The sequence below is a fragment of the Pantoea sp. CCBC3-3-1 genome (assembly GCF_007981265.1).
Lineage (GTDB): Bacteria > Pseudomonadota > Gammaproteobacteria > Enterobacterales > Enterobacteriaceae > Erwinia.
Genome location: NZ_CP034363.1, coordinates 1987587 through 2001682 on the forward strand (window position 1 = coordinate 1987587; position 14096 = coordinate 2001682).

The 14096-nt window shown below is 52.4% G+C and carries 13 protein-coding genes and 3 tRNA genes; 8 read left to right on the top strand and 8 right to left on the bottom strand.

Features of this window, described 5'->3' with window-relative positions:
- Nucleotide 1: 1 nt before the first annotated feature.
- Nucleotides 2-406 carry a hypothetical protein gene (locus EHV07_RS09485; RefSeq protein ID WP_147197293.1) on the bottom strand — a complete coding sequence of 135 codons (405 nt, stop codon included), beginning with the start codon at nucleotides 404-406 and terminating at the stop codon, nucleotides 2-4.
- A 392-nt stretch (nucleotides 407-798) separates the two neighbouring features.
- Between EHV07_RS09485 and sufA the strand changes: the two genes are divergently transcribed.
- The 7 genes from sufA (at nucleotide 799) to EHV07_RS09520 (ending at nucleotide 7501) form a co-directional block, all read left to right on the top strand.
- A complete protein-coding gene (sufA, locus tag EHV07_RS09490; RefSeq protein WP_147197295.1) occupies nucleotides 799-1173 on the top strand; it encodes a Fe-S cluster assembly scaffold SufA in 375 nt (124 codons plus the stop codon).
- A gap of 5 nt (nucleotides 1174-1178) precedes the next feature.
- Nucleotides 1179-2672: a Fe-S cluster assembly protein SufB gene (gene sufB, locus EHV07_RS09495; protein ID WP_147197298.1), complete on the top strand. Its 1494-nt coding sequence runs from the start codon at nucleotides 1179-1181 to the stop codon at nucleotides 2670-2672.
- Between the two features lie 57 nt (nucleotides 2673-2729).
- Nucleotides 2730-3476, top strand: a complete 747-nt coding sequence (sufC, locus tag EHV07_RS09500; protein WP_147197299.1) for a Fe-S cluster assembly ATPase SufC — start codon at nucleotides 2730-2732, stop codon at nucleotides 3474-3476.
- Nucleotides 3451-4734, top strand: a complete 1284-nt coding sequence (gene sufD / locus EHV07_RS09505) for a Fe-S cluster assembly protein SufD (protein WP_147197301.1) — start codon at nucleotides 3451-3453, stop codon at nucleotides 4732-4734. The genes sufC and sufD overlap by 26 nt, the downstream gene beginning before the upstream one ends.
- Nucleotides 4731-5954, top strand: coding sequence for a cysteine desulfurase SufS (gene sufS / locus EHV07_RS09510; RefSeq protein ID WP_147197303.1), 1224 nt, complete (start codon nucleotides 4731-4733; stop codon nucleotides 5952-5954). Before sufD ends, sufS begins: the two co-directional genes overlap by 4 nt.
- A gap of 24 nt (nucleotides 5955-5978) precedes the next feature.
- Nucleotides 5979-6401, top strand: coding sequence for a cysteine desulfuration protein SufE (sufE, locus tag EHV07_RS09515; protein ID WP_147197305.1), 423 nt, complete (start codon nucleotides 5979-5981; stop codon nucleotides 6399-6401).
- A 71-nt stretch (nucleotides 6402-6472) separates the two neighbouring features.
- Nucleotides 6473-7501, top strand: coding sequence for a L,D-transpeptidase family protein (locus EHV07_RS09520; RefSeq protein ID WP_147197307.1), 1029 nt, complete (start codon nucleotides 6473-6475; stop codon nucleotides 7499-7501).
- A gap of 114 nt (nucleotides 7502-7615) precedes the next feature.
- On the opposite strand, the gene EHV07_RS09525 is transcribed toward EHV07_RS09520, so the two are convergent.
- From EHV07_RS09525 to EHV07_RS09550, 6 genes are all read right to left on the bottom strand, one after another.
- Complete coding sequence (locus EHV07_RS09525) at nucleotides 7616-7852, bottom strand: major outer membrane lipoprotein (RefSeq protein ID WP_016169824.1); 237 nt, start codon at nucleotides 7850-7852, stop codon at nucleotides 7616-7618.
- Between the two features lie 304 nt (nucleotides 7853-8156).
- Nucleotides 8157-9569, bottom strand: coding sequence for a pyruvate kinase PykF (gene pykF, locus EHV07_RS09530; protein WP_147197309.1), 1413 nt, complete (start codon nucleotides 9567-9569; stop codon nucleotides 8157-8159).
- A gap of 510 nt (nucleotides 9570-10079) precedes the next feature.
- Nucleotides 10080-10156: transfer RNA gene (locus tag EHV07_RS09535), tRNA-Val, on the bottom strand.
- Between the two features lie 4 nt (nucleotides 10157-10160).
- Nucleotides 10161-10237, bottom strand: a tRNA-Val gene (locus tag EHV07_RS09540).
- A 4-nt stretch (nucleotides 10238-10241) separates the two neighbouring features.
- Nucleotides 10242-10318, bottom strand: a tRNA-Val gene (locus EHV07_RS09545).
- Between the two features lie 146 nt (nucleotides 10319-10464).
- Nucleotides 10465-11838 carry an MATE family efflux transporter gene (locus EHV07_RS09550; protein WP_147197311.1) on the bottom strand — a complete coding sequence of 458 codons (1374 nt, stop codon included), beginning with the start codon at nucleotides 11836-11838 and terminating at the stop codon, nucleotides 10465-10467.
- Between the two features lie 233 nt (nucleotides 11839-12071).
- Here EHV07_RS09550 and EHV07_RS09555 point away from each other — a divergent pair, with 233 nt between their 5' ends.
- Nucleotides 12072-12728 (top strand): riboflavin synthase subunit alpha, encoded by a 657-nt coding sequence (locus tag EHV07_RS09555; RefSeq protein WP_147197313.1) that lies wholly within the window; start codon nucleotides 12072-12074, stop codon nucleotides 12726-12728.
- A gap of 63 nt (nucleotides 12729-12791) precedes the next feature.
- Here the strand turns inward: EHV07_RS09555 and cfa are convergent, their stop codons facing one another.
- Nucleotides 12792-13940: a cyclopropane fatty acyl phospholipid synthase gene (cfa, locus tag EHV07_RS09560; protein WP_147197315.1), complete on the bottom strand. Its 1149-nt coding sequence runs from the start codon at nucleotides 13938-13940 to the stop codon at nucleotides 12792-12794.
- Nucleotides 13941-14096: the final 156 nt, after the last annotated feature.

Here is a 14096-nt window from a genome sequence, read left to right on the forward strand (position 1 = left end):
CTTATATAATCCAGGAGGCGTGCCTGACGAAATCGCTTTGCAGCCGGGTCGCTTTGTCCCACTCGCCGTTCAGCGCCAGCTGGTGACAAAGGCGGCTGAGCGTGTTGCGTGCCAGTTGCCAGGCCTGCATGCGAAACAGCCGCTCGCGTCCGGTGTTGGTTAACTCCTGCATCAGGCGCTGATGAAGGCGGCCAAGTGCATGCAGGTAGCTTTGGTCATCGCCATTAAGCTGACAGAGTTCAGCCATATCAAGACAGGTGTCGTTAAACCTGCGCAGTTGTTCGGGAGTGGATTCCGGGCGGTTTAATTTTGCCTGGGCCATGTAGTAGTCGACGGTAATATCGCGGACGGAAAATTTGTATTCATCAATCTTATGTTGCAGCCAGGCACTCATCGACACATTCATTACAGGCCCCATTCGCGCTAATGATAATCATTATCATATAATAAATGGCGCATTATTCAACGCCACCCGCAATTATTTTTATCGATTCATGCTGCCTCTCAGATAAATTGGTAATAACAATACGCCACAGGGCTGAAAGAGTTAAAATAAGCATTATTACTGCTTAACGCAGCGCGGCTGATATTTACTGGCTGCTTTTCAATGTGTTACCATTTCGTTAAATCGTGCTGTAACACAAAGCGCAATCCTCTTCACAGGGTCTAAACTGATTAAAGAGACCGAAAAACCCCCTGTTAGCCTTAATCCCTGCAAAACAAGAGGTTGAAGAGACTATCATTATCACTAACATAGGGGTATCAGCCCGCAGGGCTTCAGACTCGCGAGGTAATGTTATGCCATCATCATCAACTGCTTCTTTTTCTCCTGACGACTACGTCTGGAAAGGACTGACGCTCACCGACAGCGCCGCTAAGCAAATTATTACGCTGGGTGCTGGCGACGCGCAGGTGAAAGGTTTACGGCTGGGCGTGAAAACGTCGGGCTGTGCCGGATTCGGTTACACCATGGACTTGACTAAAGAGCCCGCTACCGATGATTTAGTTTTCAGCCATAACGGCGCGAATCTTTACGTGCCGTTGCAGGCTATGCCCTTTATTGACGGAACCGAAGTGGATTTCGTTCGTGAAGGCCTGAACCAGATTTTCAAATTTAATAATCCTAAAGCTCAACACGCCTGCGGCTGTGGTGAGAGCTTTGGCGTTGAGTAAAGCTTATGTCTCGAAATACTGATACATCAGACGACGTGCAGGTCTGGGAAGGGAATCATCAGAAATACAAGGAAGGCTTTTTCACCCAGCTGCAAACGGAAGAATTCGAACACGGCCTCAGTGAAGATGTCGTGCGTGCGATTTCGGCCAAACGCAATGAGCCGGACTGGATGCTGGAATTCCGCCTGAAAGCCTATGCGGCCTGGCTGGAAATGGAAGAGCCACACTGGCTGAAAGCGAATTATAAATCGCTGAACTATCAGGATTACAGCTATTACTCAGCGCCTTCCTGTGGCAACTGCGACGACAGCTGCGCATCTGAGCCTGGCGCTCAGCAGGCTTCTGGCGCGCAGGCACCGAACTACCTGACGGAAGAAGTGGAAAACGCCTTTAAACAGCTGGGCGTACCGGTACGTGAAGGGCAGGAAGTCGCGGTAGATGCGATTTTTGACTCGGTGTCGGTTTCCACTACCTACCGCGGCAAGCTGGCAGAGCAGGGCATTATTTTCTGCTCGTTTGGCGAAGCGATTCATGAGCATCCCGAGCTGGTTAAACAGTATCTGGGCACCGTCGTGCCGGCAAACGACAACTTCTTTGCCGCGCTGAACTCCGCTGTCGCCTCAGACGGCACCTTTGTTTATATCCCGAAAGGGGTACGCTGCCCGATGGAACTGTCGACCTATTTCCGCATTAATGCGGCGAAAACCGGTCAGTTCGAACGTACGATTTTGATTGCCGATGAAGGCAGTTACGTCAGCTATATTGAAGGCTGCTCTGCGCCCGTGCGCGACACCTATCAGCTGCACGCTGCCGTAGTGGAAGTGATTATTCACAAAGATGCTGAAGTGAAATATTCCACCGTGCAGAACTGGTTCGCCGGTGGCGAATCTGAAGGCGGTATTCTCAACTTCGTAACCAAGCGCGCGCTTTGCGAAGGCGAGAACAGCAAAATGTCCTGGACACAGTCCGAGACCGGTTCTGCTATCACCTGGAAATATCCAAGCGTGATCCTCAGAGGCGACAACTCGATCGGTGAGTTCTTCTCGGTAGCATTGACCAGCGGCCATCAGCAGGCTGATACCGGCACCAAGATGATCCACATCGGGAAAAACACCAAATCCACCATCATCTCGAAAGGGATTTCGGCGGGTAAAAGCCAGAATACCTATCGCGGCCTGGTGAAAATCATGCCAACAGCGACCAACGCCCGTAACTTCACCCAGTGTGACTCAATGCTGATTGGCGCTGAGTGCGGCGCGCACACGTTCCCTTATGTGGAAGCGCGCAATAATACCGCTCAGCTGGAGCATGAGGCGACGACATCACGGATTGGCGAAGATCAGCTGTTCTACTGCCTGCAACGCGGGATCAGCGAAGACGATGCCATCTCGATGATCGTAAACGGTTTCTGTAAAGACGTTTTCTCCGAGCTGCCGCTGGAATTTGCAGTGGAAGCGCAAAAATTGCTGGCGATCAGCCTTGAACACAGCGTGGGTTAATCCGCGCTGCTTACGATCATTCAGCGCAATGCCCGAGCGTATTGCCCAGGAAACACTATGTTAAGCATTAAAGATTTACAGGTAAGTATCGAAGATAAAGAGATCCTGCGCGGACTGAGCCTTGAGGTGAAGCCGGGTGAAGTCCATGCCATTATGGGACCAAACGGTTCAGGTAAAAGTACGCTGTCGGCCACGCTGGCAGGCCGCGAAGAGTACGAAGTGACCGGCGGCTCGGTGAATTTCAAAGGTAAAGATCTGCTGGAGCTTTCTCCGGAAGATCGCGCGGGCGAAGGCATCTTTATGGCTTTCCAGTACCCGGTTGAAATTCCCGGCGTCAGTAACCAGTTTTTCCTGCAGGCGTCAGTCAACGCCGTGCGCAAATATCGCGAGCAGGAAGCGCTGGACCGTTTCGACTTCCAGGACTTTATTGAAGATAAAATTCACCTGCTGAAAATGCCGGAAGATCTGCTGACCCGCTCGGTTAACGTTGGCTTCTCTGGCGGCGAGAAAAAGCGTAACGACATTCTGCAAATGGCGGCGCTGGAACCTGAACTTTGTATCCTTGATGAAACCGACTCCGGTCTGGATATCGATGCGCTGAAAACCGTGGCAAACGGCGTCAACACGCTGCGCGACGGCAAGCGCTCGTTTATCATCGTGACGCATTACCAGCGTATTCTGGATTACATCAAACCTGACTTCGTGCACGTCCTTTATCAGGGCAAAATCGTCAAGTCGGGTGACTTTACGCTGGTGAAACAACTGGAGGAGCAAGGCTATGGCTGGCTTACCGAACAGGAGTAGTGACAACGCCCTGCAGCAATGGCATCACCTGTTCGAAACCCAGGGCGAGCACCGTTCACTGCAGGCACAGCAGCACTGGCAGCAGGTACTGCGCTTAGGGCTGCCGACGCGCAAGCAGGAAAACTGGAAATACACGCCGCTTGACGGCCTGCTTGGCCAGAATTTTGTTCTGCCTCAGCCTGCGACGCTAAGCAGTGCCGATGTCGCTGCCCAGGCACTGAACATCGATGCGGTGCGAATGGTCTTTGTTGATGGTCGCTTCAGCGCCGAACTGAGCGATAACAGCTGGGATCTGTTCGACATCCAGGTAACAAAAGCTGCCGGACGCCGCGAGCTGAGCGCACCCGTCCAGCCAGAAGTTTTCCTGCATCTGACCGAAAGCCTGGCGGAAGAGGTGACCACCATTCATCTGCCGCGCGGCAAGTCGGCGGCTCGGGCGTTGTATATCCTGCATATCAGCAGCGGCAGCGCACAGGAAGAGATGAATACCTCGCATTATCGTCATCATTTGCAGCTGGATGACGGTGCGGAAGCGACGGTTATTGAACACTATGTCAGCCTGAATGACGCTACGCATTTTACCGGCGCTCGCTTTACCGCGACCGTGGGTAATAACGCGCAGCTGAAGCATTACAAGCTGGCCTTTGAGCACGCCAGCAGCTATCACTTCTCCCATAACGATCTGGTGATTGAACGTGATGCGCGTGTGCAAAGCCATAGCTTCCTGCTGGGCAGTGGCCTTTGCCGCCATAACACCAGCGTGCAGCTGAATGGTGAAGGCACCGATTTGGGCATTAACAGCCTGATGCTGCCGGTAGAAAAAGAAGTTTGCGACAGCCGTACTTACCTTGAACACAACAAAGGGTATTGTCAGAGCCGTCAGCTGCACAAAACCATTACGCGTGATAAAGCGCGATCCGTGTTCAATGGCAAAATTACCGTAGCGAAGCACGCGCTGAAAACTGACGGCCAGATGAACAACAACAACCTGTTGTTAGGACGTCTGGCGGAAGTGGACACCAAACCTCAGCTGGAAATTTATGCTGATGACGTTAAGTGCAGCCACGGTGCGACAATTGGCAGAATCGACGACGAGCAGATGTTCTATCTGCGCGCGCGTGGTATCAGCGAAGAGTCTGCGCAGCGCATGATTATCTATGCATTTGCCGCAGAACTGACCGAAGCAATTACAGATGACGTACTGAAGGAAGCGGTGATGCAGCGTATTGCACAGCGTTTTCCCGGAGGCATTAAATGAGTTTTGACCTGACACGCGTCAGGGCTGATTTTCCTGTTTTGGCGCGAGAAGTGAATGGCCAGCCGCTGGCCTATCTTGACAGCGCCGCCAGCGCGCAAAAGCCGCAGGTGGTTATCGATGCTGAAAGCCGGTTCTATGAACACGGCTACGCGGCAGTGCACCGTGGTATTCACACGCTAAGCGCTGAAGCGACAACGGAAATGGAAAACGTGCGTGCTCAGGCCGCGCGTTTCCTTAACGCCGCTTCGCCAGAGGAGATCGTTTTCGTCAAAGGCACCACCGAGGGCATTAACCTCGTGGCCAGCAGTTGGGGAGGCAGTCAGCTGCAGGCGGGTGACAACATTCTCATTACCGAGATGGAGCATCACGCCAATATCGTTCCGTGGCAGATGATTGCGCAGCGTACCGGGGCGGAAGTACGCTTTATTCCGCTAACCGAAACCGGTGAGCTGGATCTCTCAACGCTGCCGTCGCTGATGGACAGCCGTACGCGGATGCTGGCCATTACTCAGGTTTCGAACGTGCTGGGCACCGTCAATCCGGTTAAAGAGCTGGTTGCTCAGGCCAAAGCGGCGGGCGTGGCCACGCTGATTGACGGCGCTCAGGCGGTGATGCACGGCAAAGTCGACGTTCAGGATCTGGACTGCGACTTTTATGTCTTCTCCGGGCACAAAATTTACGGTCCATCCGGGATTGGTATCCTGTATGGCCGTAAAGCCATACTGGATCAAATGCCACCCTGGGAAGGCGGCGGCTCAATGATTGCCACCGTCAGCCTGACAGAAGGCACGACCTATGCCGCTGCGCCATGGCGCTTTGAGGCGGGTTCGCCAAATACCGGCGGGATTATGGGCCTGGGGGCCGCGCTGAAGTGGATAACCGGGCAGGATCTGGACGCTATCCATCAGCGTGAGCAGGTACTGATGCGTTACGCGCTGGACAAGCTGGCTTCCGTGCCCGATCTGGTCATCTACGGGCCCGAGCAGCGTGCAGGCGTCATCGCCTTTAACCTGGGCAAGCATCATGCTTACGATGTCGGCAGCTTCCTCGATCAGTACGGAATTGCTATTCGCACCGGTCACCATTGCGCCATGCCGTTGATGACGCATTACGGCGTACCGGCGATGTGCCGTGCCTCCTTTGTTTTGTATAATAGCGAAGAAGAGGCCGATCGCCTGGCGGCTGGCCTGACACGTATTCATCGCCTGCTGGGCGGCTGAGCCGTTTAGCGAAGGGAGGTTTTAATGGCAACGTTGCCAGACAAAGAAAAACTGGTGCGCAACTTTACCCGTTGCGCTAACTGGGAAGAGAAATATCTCTACGTTATCGAACTGGGTGCCATGCTGCCAGCACTGGCTGACGCGCTGCATCAGCCGGAGAACACCATTTCTGGCTGTCAAAGCCAGGTGTGGATCCTGATGGACACCGACGCTCAGGGCCGCGTGACGCTCGGTGGCGACAGCGATGCCGCTATCGTTAAAGGGCTGATTGCGGTGGTCTTCATCCTCTATCAGCAAATGACGCCTGCGGAAATTCTCGCGTTCGATGTCCGTCCGTGGTTTGCCCAGCTGGCGCTGACTCAACACCTCACGCCGTCCCGTTCTCAGGGACTTGAAGCGATGATCCGTGCCATCCGCTCTAAGGCTCAGGCGCTGACTCAGAGCTGAGTTGCTACACTTCTCGAAGGGCTTCCCGCCTCGCTGGTGGGAAGTTTTCTTTATCCTGACGAGAAATTAGCATGAAAATTTGCCTCACTTTGTCCTTACTGCTGACTGCTTTCCTGTTTGCGCACCCTGCCAGCGCAACAGAATATCCTTTACCTGCTGCCGACAGCCGCCTGATCGGTGAAAACACCACCTACACCGTCCCCAACGACGGCCGCTCGCTGGAAGCCGTTGCCGCCCATTATAAAATTGTCCTGCTGGGCATGCTTGAAGCGAACCCCGGCACCGATCCCTGGCTGCCGAAAGCCGGCTCACAGCTGACCATTCCGGGTCAGATGTTGCTGCCTGATACCAAACGTGAAGGCATCGTCGTTAATCTTGCGGAGCTGCGGCTTTATTACTATCCGCCGAATGAAAACAAAGTGGTGGTCTATCCCATCGGCATTGGTCAGTTAGGCGCGAATACGCCGCCAATGATTACCCGCATCAGCCAGAAAATACCTCATCCCAGCTGGACGCCAACACCCAATATTCGCAAGCGCTATGCGCTTGAGGGGAAAACGCTACCGGTAACTATTCCGGCAGGGCCGGATAACCCCATGGGGCTTTTTGCGCTGCGCCTGGCTTACGGTAAGGGGCACTATCTGATCCATGGCACAAATGCGGATTTTGGCATTGGCATGCGTGTCAGTTCCGGCTGCATTCGTCTGCGGCCTAAAGATATAGAGGCGCTATTCAACAGCGTGCCTCAGGGCACTCGCGTGCAGATTATTAATCAGCCGGTAAAATATGGCGTGGAACCCGATGGTAAACGTTATATCGAGGTGCATCAGCCGCTTTCCCATACGGAGCAAGACGATCCTCAAACCATGCCGATTACGATGACGATAAATGCCAAAAAATTTGCCCGCAGCGCGCAAAGTGACGATGCGATGATCAAAGAAGCGATTGCAAGACGTTCAGGTATGCCCGTGTTGGTGAACACAGGGGATGCCATTGATAGCGAGACGGAGATGCCCGCTACGACGCAGCAAACGCATTCTGACAAGGGTTCAGCAAAAAAGGCTACCGTAAGTCAGGTTCAGTCACAAAGCGCACAGTAAGAGGTATAGCTCGTTTTGCTGCGGAGAGGTGAGGAGAGAAGGGCCAGGGAAAGTGTTGCAAAAACAGGGCAAAAAAATGGCGCACATTGTGCGCCATTTTTAAAACCAGAACTCTTACTTACGGTAAGAGTGAGCCTGGTTGTCCAGACGCTGGTTAGCGCGAGCTGCGTCGTCTTTAGCAGCCTGAACGTCAGAACGGATTGCGTTCACGTCGTTGCTCAGCTGGTCAACTTTCGCGTTCAGAGTCTGAACATCGGTAGACAGCTGGTCGATTTTAGCGTTGCTTGAGCAACCAGCCAGCAGAGTTGAACCCAGAATTACCGCGCCCAGTACCAGTTTAGTACGATTCATTATTTATACCCTCTAGATTGAGTTAATCTCCATGTAGCGTTACAAGTATTACACAAAGTTTTTTCTAATGAGAATAAATTTTTAGTGAGAACGTGCTTAAATTAGCTCGTTCGCTCAAAGAAGCACCGTCTTTCCAGAATTGTCTAAAAAATTTAGCGAAAACAGGCTATTTTAATCGGAGCGATCGACGCTTAACGGTAAGTTGGATAGATAATTTCGATTGAAATTTTTCGAGAGCGTGTTAACAAAATTGTAAAAAAAGCGCCTCTCAGGGCGCTTTTATCATGCAAGGCGTAATCTTTGATTACAGCACGTGTACAGAGGCAGTATTGGTGGTTCCACTTGGCACCAGGGCGCCGGAAACCATCACAACAACCTCACCCTTCAGGCCATAGCCGCTGGCGAGCGCTGCTTCTTTACCAATGCGGTAGAAATCGTCCGTAGAGGCGATCTCTTTAACCACAGAAGTAATGATGCCTTTACTGAGGATCAGCTGACGAGCCGTTTGCTCATTCGTCGTCAGTGCCAGGATCGTTGCGTTAGGGAAATATTTACGCACGGACTTGGCTGACTTACCACCCTCGGTTGCGACCACAATCAGCGGCGCTTCCAGTTTCTCAGCGGTTTCTACCGCACCGCGACAAACCGCCTCGGTAATACGCATTTTGCGGTTGTCATGCTGAGAATCGATACGGCTCTTCATCACGCGATCGGTACGTTCGCAGATGGTTGCCATGATAGTGACCGATTCCAGCGGGTATTTACCTTTGGCACTTTCACCAGAGAGCATAACCGCATCAGTCCCATCCAGGATGGCGTTCGCCACGTCACCGGCTTCAGCGCGGGTAGGGCGTGGGTTTTTGATCATGGAATCGAGCATCTGGGTGGCGGTGATCACCACTTTGCGTGCACGGTTACATTTTTTGATCATCATTTTCTGGGCGAAGATCACCTCTTCAACCGGGATTTCTACGCCCAAATCGCCACGCGCTACCATGATGCCGTCAGAAGCATCAAGGATTTCGTCGAAGTTATTCAGGCCTTCCTGGTTTTCGATCTTGGAGATGATCTGGATGTGCTCACCGCCGTGCTGCTTCAGGTGCTCACGAATTTCCAGCACGTCAGAACGTTTACGGATGAAAGAAGCCGCAACGAAATCAACGCCCTGCTCGCAGCCGAAGATCAAATCACGCTTATCTTTCTCGGCCAGTGCAGGCAGCTGAATGGAAACGCCTGGCAGGTTAACGCCTTTGTTTTCACCCAGATCGCCGTTGTTTAACACCTTACAGATAACGGTGTTTTCAGTAACTTCAGTCACTTCCATACCGATCAAACCGTCATCTACCAGCACGGTATTACCGATTTTCAGGTCAGACGTTAAGCCAGCATAAGTCACTGCTACGCGCTCAGCATTACCAATCACTGACTGATCGGTAGTGAAGGTGAAGGTCTGGCCCGCTTTCAGCGAGGCATCAGCGCCGCCTTCCAGCTTCATGGTACGGATTTCTGGACCTTTCGTGTCCAGCAGAATAGCCGCCTGCTTACCGGTTCTATTCATTACCGCACGGAGGTTAGCGATACGCTTGCCGTGTTCTTCATAATCGCCGTGGGAAAAGTTCAGACGCATGACGTTCATGCCCGCGTCCAGCAGGTTGGTCAACATTTCTTCCGATTCGGTTTTTGGACCGATAGTACAAACAATCTTGGTCTTTTTCATGACGAGTCATCTGTTAAGTTGTGATGGATGAAAAAATCGAGATCCCGGTGGTTGGTGTTGCGCGCCGGAAAAGCATGGGTGCCAGAGCGGCGAACTGCGATACAGCTTAAGGATAGGTGACAGTAAAAGAGCGTGCAGGGGAAGTTTCAAGGCGGTTGAGCCACAGACGCGGTCAGGCGTTGCGCAGGATGCTATCGTTTTTGCTAAAAGGCCAACCATACGCTGAAACCATTCAAGTGAAACAATGTTTCGTATTATAGCGGTTCAAACAGGTGAAAACCAATTAAAAAGCGGACAAAGGCAAGGGAAAGGTTGTACCAGATCAGGTTGTTGCGTGAAAAATCCCTTTTGCGCTGCGGCGGCAAACGGTGACTGAGCGAGCCAGCACAGCTTTTCTGATTGCTTAATATTTATACAAAGACGGGAAGGGAAACGTTATGCCATAAAGCCGGTGTCAATATGCTGAAGTGGGAGAAGAGCGAAATGGAAAGGAGAGAAGCAGTACAGAGATGGTGCGTTCTAGAGGACTCGAACCTCCGACCCCCACCATGTCAAGGTGGTGCTCTAACCAACTGAGCTAAGAACGCGTTTTGGTGCGTCCGAGTGGACTCGAACCACCGACCCCCACCATGTCAAGGTGGTGCTCTAACCAACTGAGCTACGGACGCACTGTGGTGCGTTCTAGAGGACTCGAACCTCCGACCCCCACCATGTCAAGGTGGTGCTCTAACCAACTGAGCTAAGAACGCATCATGCCGTCTGGGTGACAGCGGGACGAATATTAACGACAGCCCAGGCACCTTGCAAGCGGAAATCCGTTTTTTTCAGCACGACTGCTGCGCAACTGTGCGAAGCGCAGCAAAATTAGCCATGGATGCCGTAAATCTTCGCAAAATTAGCGAGCTGCATGAGCCAGAATCACTGCCGCCGGCTGGCGCTGTAAACGTCGGATACGCCAGATCATCATCACCGCAGAAGAGGTCAGGCCGATAATGAACCCCGTCCAGAACCCTGCCGGTCCCATTTTCGGCACCACCCAATCGGTTAAGGCAAGGATGTAGCCGCTCGGCAGGCCCAGCACCCAGTAAGCAACAAAGGTAATAAAGAAAATGGAACGGGTATCTTTATAGCCGCGCAAAATACCGCTGCCAATCACCTGTATCGCATCTGAAAACTGGTACACGGCGGCTAAAAACATCAGCTGCGCTGCCAGCGCCACGACGGCGGGATTATCGTTATAGAGCAGAGCGATTTGCTCCCGGAAAGTGATAGTGAACAGCGCGGTCAGCACCGATAACCCCATTCCGACGCCTTGCGCAGTCCATGCTGCGACACGAGCCGCCTCTGTCGAACCCTGTCCCAGCCGAAAGCCAACACGGATCGTCGTCGCAACGCCAAGCGACAGCGGTATCACAAACATCAGCGAACTGAAGTTCAGGGCGATCTGATGGCCTGCAACGTCAACAATTCCCATCGGCGAGACCAGCAGCGCCACAACGGCAAACAGCGTCACTTCAAAAAACAGCGCAAGCGCAACGGGCAGCCCTAGCTTGAACAGGCGCCACAGCACTTTAGTATCAGGTTTGCTGAACCGATCTGTCAGGCGAATATCGCGCATTGAACCGGCGCGCATTACCCACCATTTCATCGCAACAAACATGACCCAGTAAACGGAGGCGGTAGCCACGCCGCAGCCCACGCCACCCAGGGCGGGCATGCCAAAATGGCCGTAAATAAAAACATAGTTAACCGGAATATTCACCAGCAGGCCGAGAAAGCCAATTACCATACCCGGCTTGGTGCGCGACAGGCCTTCACATTGATTTCGGGCAACCTGGAAGAACAGATAACCGGGCGCACCCCATAGCAGCGCACGCAGATATCTCACGGCTTTGTCCGCCAGTGCGGGATCGATATCGTGCATGGCGTGGATCATAAACCCGGCATTATAGAGCACCAGCATGACGAAAAATGCTGAGAATGCCGCCAGCCAGTAGGCCTGACGAACCTGAAAAGCAATGCGGTCGCGTCGGCCCGACCCGTTGTATTGGGCAACAACCGGGGTCAGTGAAAGCAACAAACCGTGGCCGAACAGAATAGCGGGAAGCCAGATGGAGGTTCCTACAGCGACGGCGGCCATATCCGTGGCGCTAACCGCGCCGGCCATAATAGTATCGACAAAACCCATAGCGGTTTGCGCAACCTGCGCAATAATCACCGGGAGTGCCAGCGCTAATAATTGACGCGCCTCAGTCAGGTACTTCTGCACGTATACACCTATATTATTGTAAGACTGAACAAGGAGGCACTGATGACAAAAATGCGCTTGAGGCAAAATGACAGCAGGGCAGGCGATACAGTGTAATGTTCATGGCGTAATTAGCCAATCGTCGACATGGAGAATAGCTCTTTCCGTCACGTTAAAATGCGGTTCGGCGTTTGGTTTTATCCCAAAGCCAGGGCAAACTAGGGCAGCGAAAAAATATTACTGAGGCCACAACTATGTTTACCGGTATTGTGCAGGGCACCGCCGAGGTGCTGGCAATTGAAGAAAAACCGAATTTTCGGACGCACATCATCAGCCTGCCAGACGAGATGCTGCCCGGTCTGGAACTGGGCGCTTCAGTGGCTCACAACGGATGCTGTCTGACGGTGACAGAAGTTAACGGGAATCGGGTCAGTTTCGATCTGGTCAAAGAGACGCTGCGTATTACTAATCTTGGCGACCTGCGTGCAGGCGATAAAATTAACGTTGAGCGTGCGGCGAAATTTAGTGATGAAATTGGCGGGCATTTAATGTCCGGTCATATTATGACCACGGCCGAAATCAGTAAAATTATTACGTCGGAAAATAATCGCGAAATCTGGTTTAAACCGCAGGATCCTTTGCAGATGAAATATATCCTGCATAAAGGTTTTATTGGTATTGATGGTATCAGCCTGACCGTCGGCGAAGTCACCAAAAGTAAATTCTGTGTCCATCTTATTCCTGAAACGCTGGCGAGAACCACGTTGGGCAGCAAGCGTCTGGGCGACAGAGTGAATATTGAAATCGATCCGCACACGCAGGCGATTGTAGAAACCGTAGAACGCGTCCTCGCGCAGCGTGAAGCCGCATTGCTGGCTGCTGCGGTAGAAGCCACATCACCTCAGCAGTAAATCTCAGGCAGGCGTGGTAACGAAAAAGGTCGGCAAATCGCCGACCTTTTTAACGGTTAACCGCTAGCGCGGAACGCGCAAACCGCCTTCGGAACCGTGTGTAAATACTACCTGCCAGAGCTGCATATGCCGCGCGCGAAAGGCACCAGCACAAGCGTTAAGATAGTAGGTGAACATGCGGTAAAAGCGCTCGCCGTATTTTGCAGACAGCTGCGGCCAGGCCGCAAGAAAACGCTCGTGCCAGGCCATCAGCGTGACGTCATAGTCCGGTCCGAAATTGTGCCAGTCCTCCATCACGAAATGACCTTCGTGAGCAGCTGCAATATGACGCACAGAAGGCAGAAAACCGTTCGGGAAAATGTATTTATCCATCCAGGGATCGACATTATCGGCGGTCAGGTTTGAGCCGATGGTGTGCAGCAGGAAAATCCCGTCGGGTTTCAGATTGCGGTCAACCACGTCGAAATAGGTGGCGTAATTCTTTGGCCCGACGTGTTCAAACATGCCGACGGAAACAATCCGGTCAAACTGCTGATTCAAATCACGGTAATCCTGTAAAAGAATCGTGACGTCGAGACCTTCACCACGCTGTTGCGCCAGCTTCTGCTGCTCGGCAGAAATCGTGACGCCAGTGACTTTGACGCTATAGTGCTTCGCAGCATAGGCAGCGAGTCCGCCCCAGCCACAGCCGATATCAAGTAACGTCATGCCTGGCGAGAGCTGCAATTTTTCGCAGATTAATTTGAGTTTAGCTTCCTGCGCCTGTTCCAGCGTTTGCGCTTCTTTCCAGTAACCACAGGAATACTGCATATAAGGATCGAGCATCAGCGTGAACAAGTCGTTACCCAAATCGTAATGCTCTTTACCTACAATCCAGGCCCGTTTGCGTGACTGGAGATTAGTCAGGCGGGCGGCAGCGATACGCAGCGTATCTTTAAAATGATGAGGGAGTTGTTCGTCAAGTTTGGCTTCAAGCACCCGGTGAAAAAACATATCCAGCCGTTCGCATTGCCACCAGCCATCCATATAACTTTCACCCAGCCCCAGCGATCCTTCCTGCAGGACACGCTTAAAAAAATCGGGGTGAGTGACCTGAATATCCCACGGGTGAGTACCATTGATTTCAACACCGGCTTTCTGCAGCATCTCCTGCACGATGCGGTACCACTGATTTTCTTCCAGGCTCACTTCTTCTATACACGATGAACTCATAGCCTCTCCATCACTTAGGGTGATTGAAACCTAAGAAAAGAATAGTCAACTTCTCAAGGTTTGTGAGAAAACGCACAGTATTTGCTGTACGACAGATTTCTTGTGCTTCAGAGGATTGAAAAGAAACCTGCAGAGTGGGCGATAGGCACCCGTGAA

What these genes read in the sequence shown, in the direction of transcription:
- EHV07_RS09485 (WP_147197293.1), bottom strand. Translation starts at nt 406, where the DNA reads ATGAATGTGTCGATGAGTGCCTGGCTGCAACATAAGATTGATGAATAC.
- EHV07_RS09520 (WP_147197307.1), top strand. Translation starts at nt 6,473, where the DNA reads ATGAAAATTTGCCTCACTTTGTCCTTACTGCTGACTGCTTTCCTGTTT.
- sufC (WP_147197299.1), top strand. Translation starts at nt 2,730, where the DNA reads ATGTTAAGCATTAAAGATTTACAGGTAAGTATCGAAGATAAAGAGATC.
- EHV07_RS09525 (WP_016169824.1), bottom strand. Translation starts at nt 7,852, where the DNA reads ATGAATCGTACTAAACTGGTACTGGGCGCGGTAATTCTGGGTTCAACT.
- sufA (WP_147197295.1), top strand. Translation starts at nt 799, where the DNA reads ATGCCATCATCATCAACTGCTTCTTTTTCTCCTGACGACTACGTCTGG.
- pykF (WP_147197309.1), bottom strand. Translation starts at nt 9,569, where the DNA reads ATGAAAAAGACCAAGATTGTTTGTACTATCGGTCCAAAAACCGAATCG.
- sufD (WP_147197301.1), top strand. Translation starts at nt 3,451, where the DNA reads ATGGCTGGCTTACCGAACAGGAGTAGTGACAACGCCCTGCAGCAATGG.
- cfa (WP_147197315.1), bottom strand. Translation starts at nt 13,940, where the DNA reads ATGAGTTCATCGTGTATAGAAGAAGTGAGCCTGGAAGAAAATCAGTGG.
- sufB (WP_147197298.1), top strand. Translation starts at nt 1,179, where the DNA reads ATGTCTCGAAATACTGATACATCAGACGACGTGCAGGTCTGGGAAGGG.
- EHV07_RS09555 (WP_147197313.1), top strand. Translation starts at nt 12,072, where the DNA reads ATGTTTACCGGTATTGTGCAGGGCACCGCCGAGGTGCTGGCAATTGAA.
- sufE (WP_147197305.1), top strand. Translation starts at nt 5,979, where the DNA reads ATGGCAACGTTGCCAGACAAAGAAAAACTGGTGCGCAACTTTACCCGT.
- sufS (WP_147197303.1), top strand. Translation starts at nt 4,731, where the DNA reads ATGAGTTTTGACCTGACACGCGTCAGGGCTGATTTTCCTGTTTTGGCG.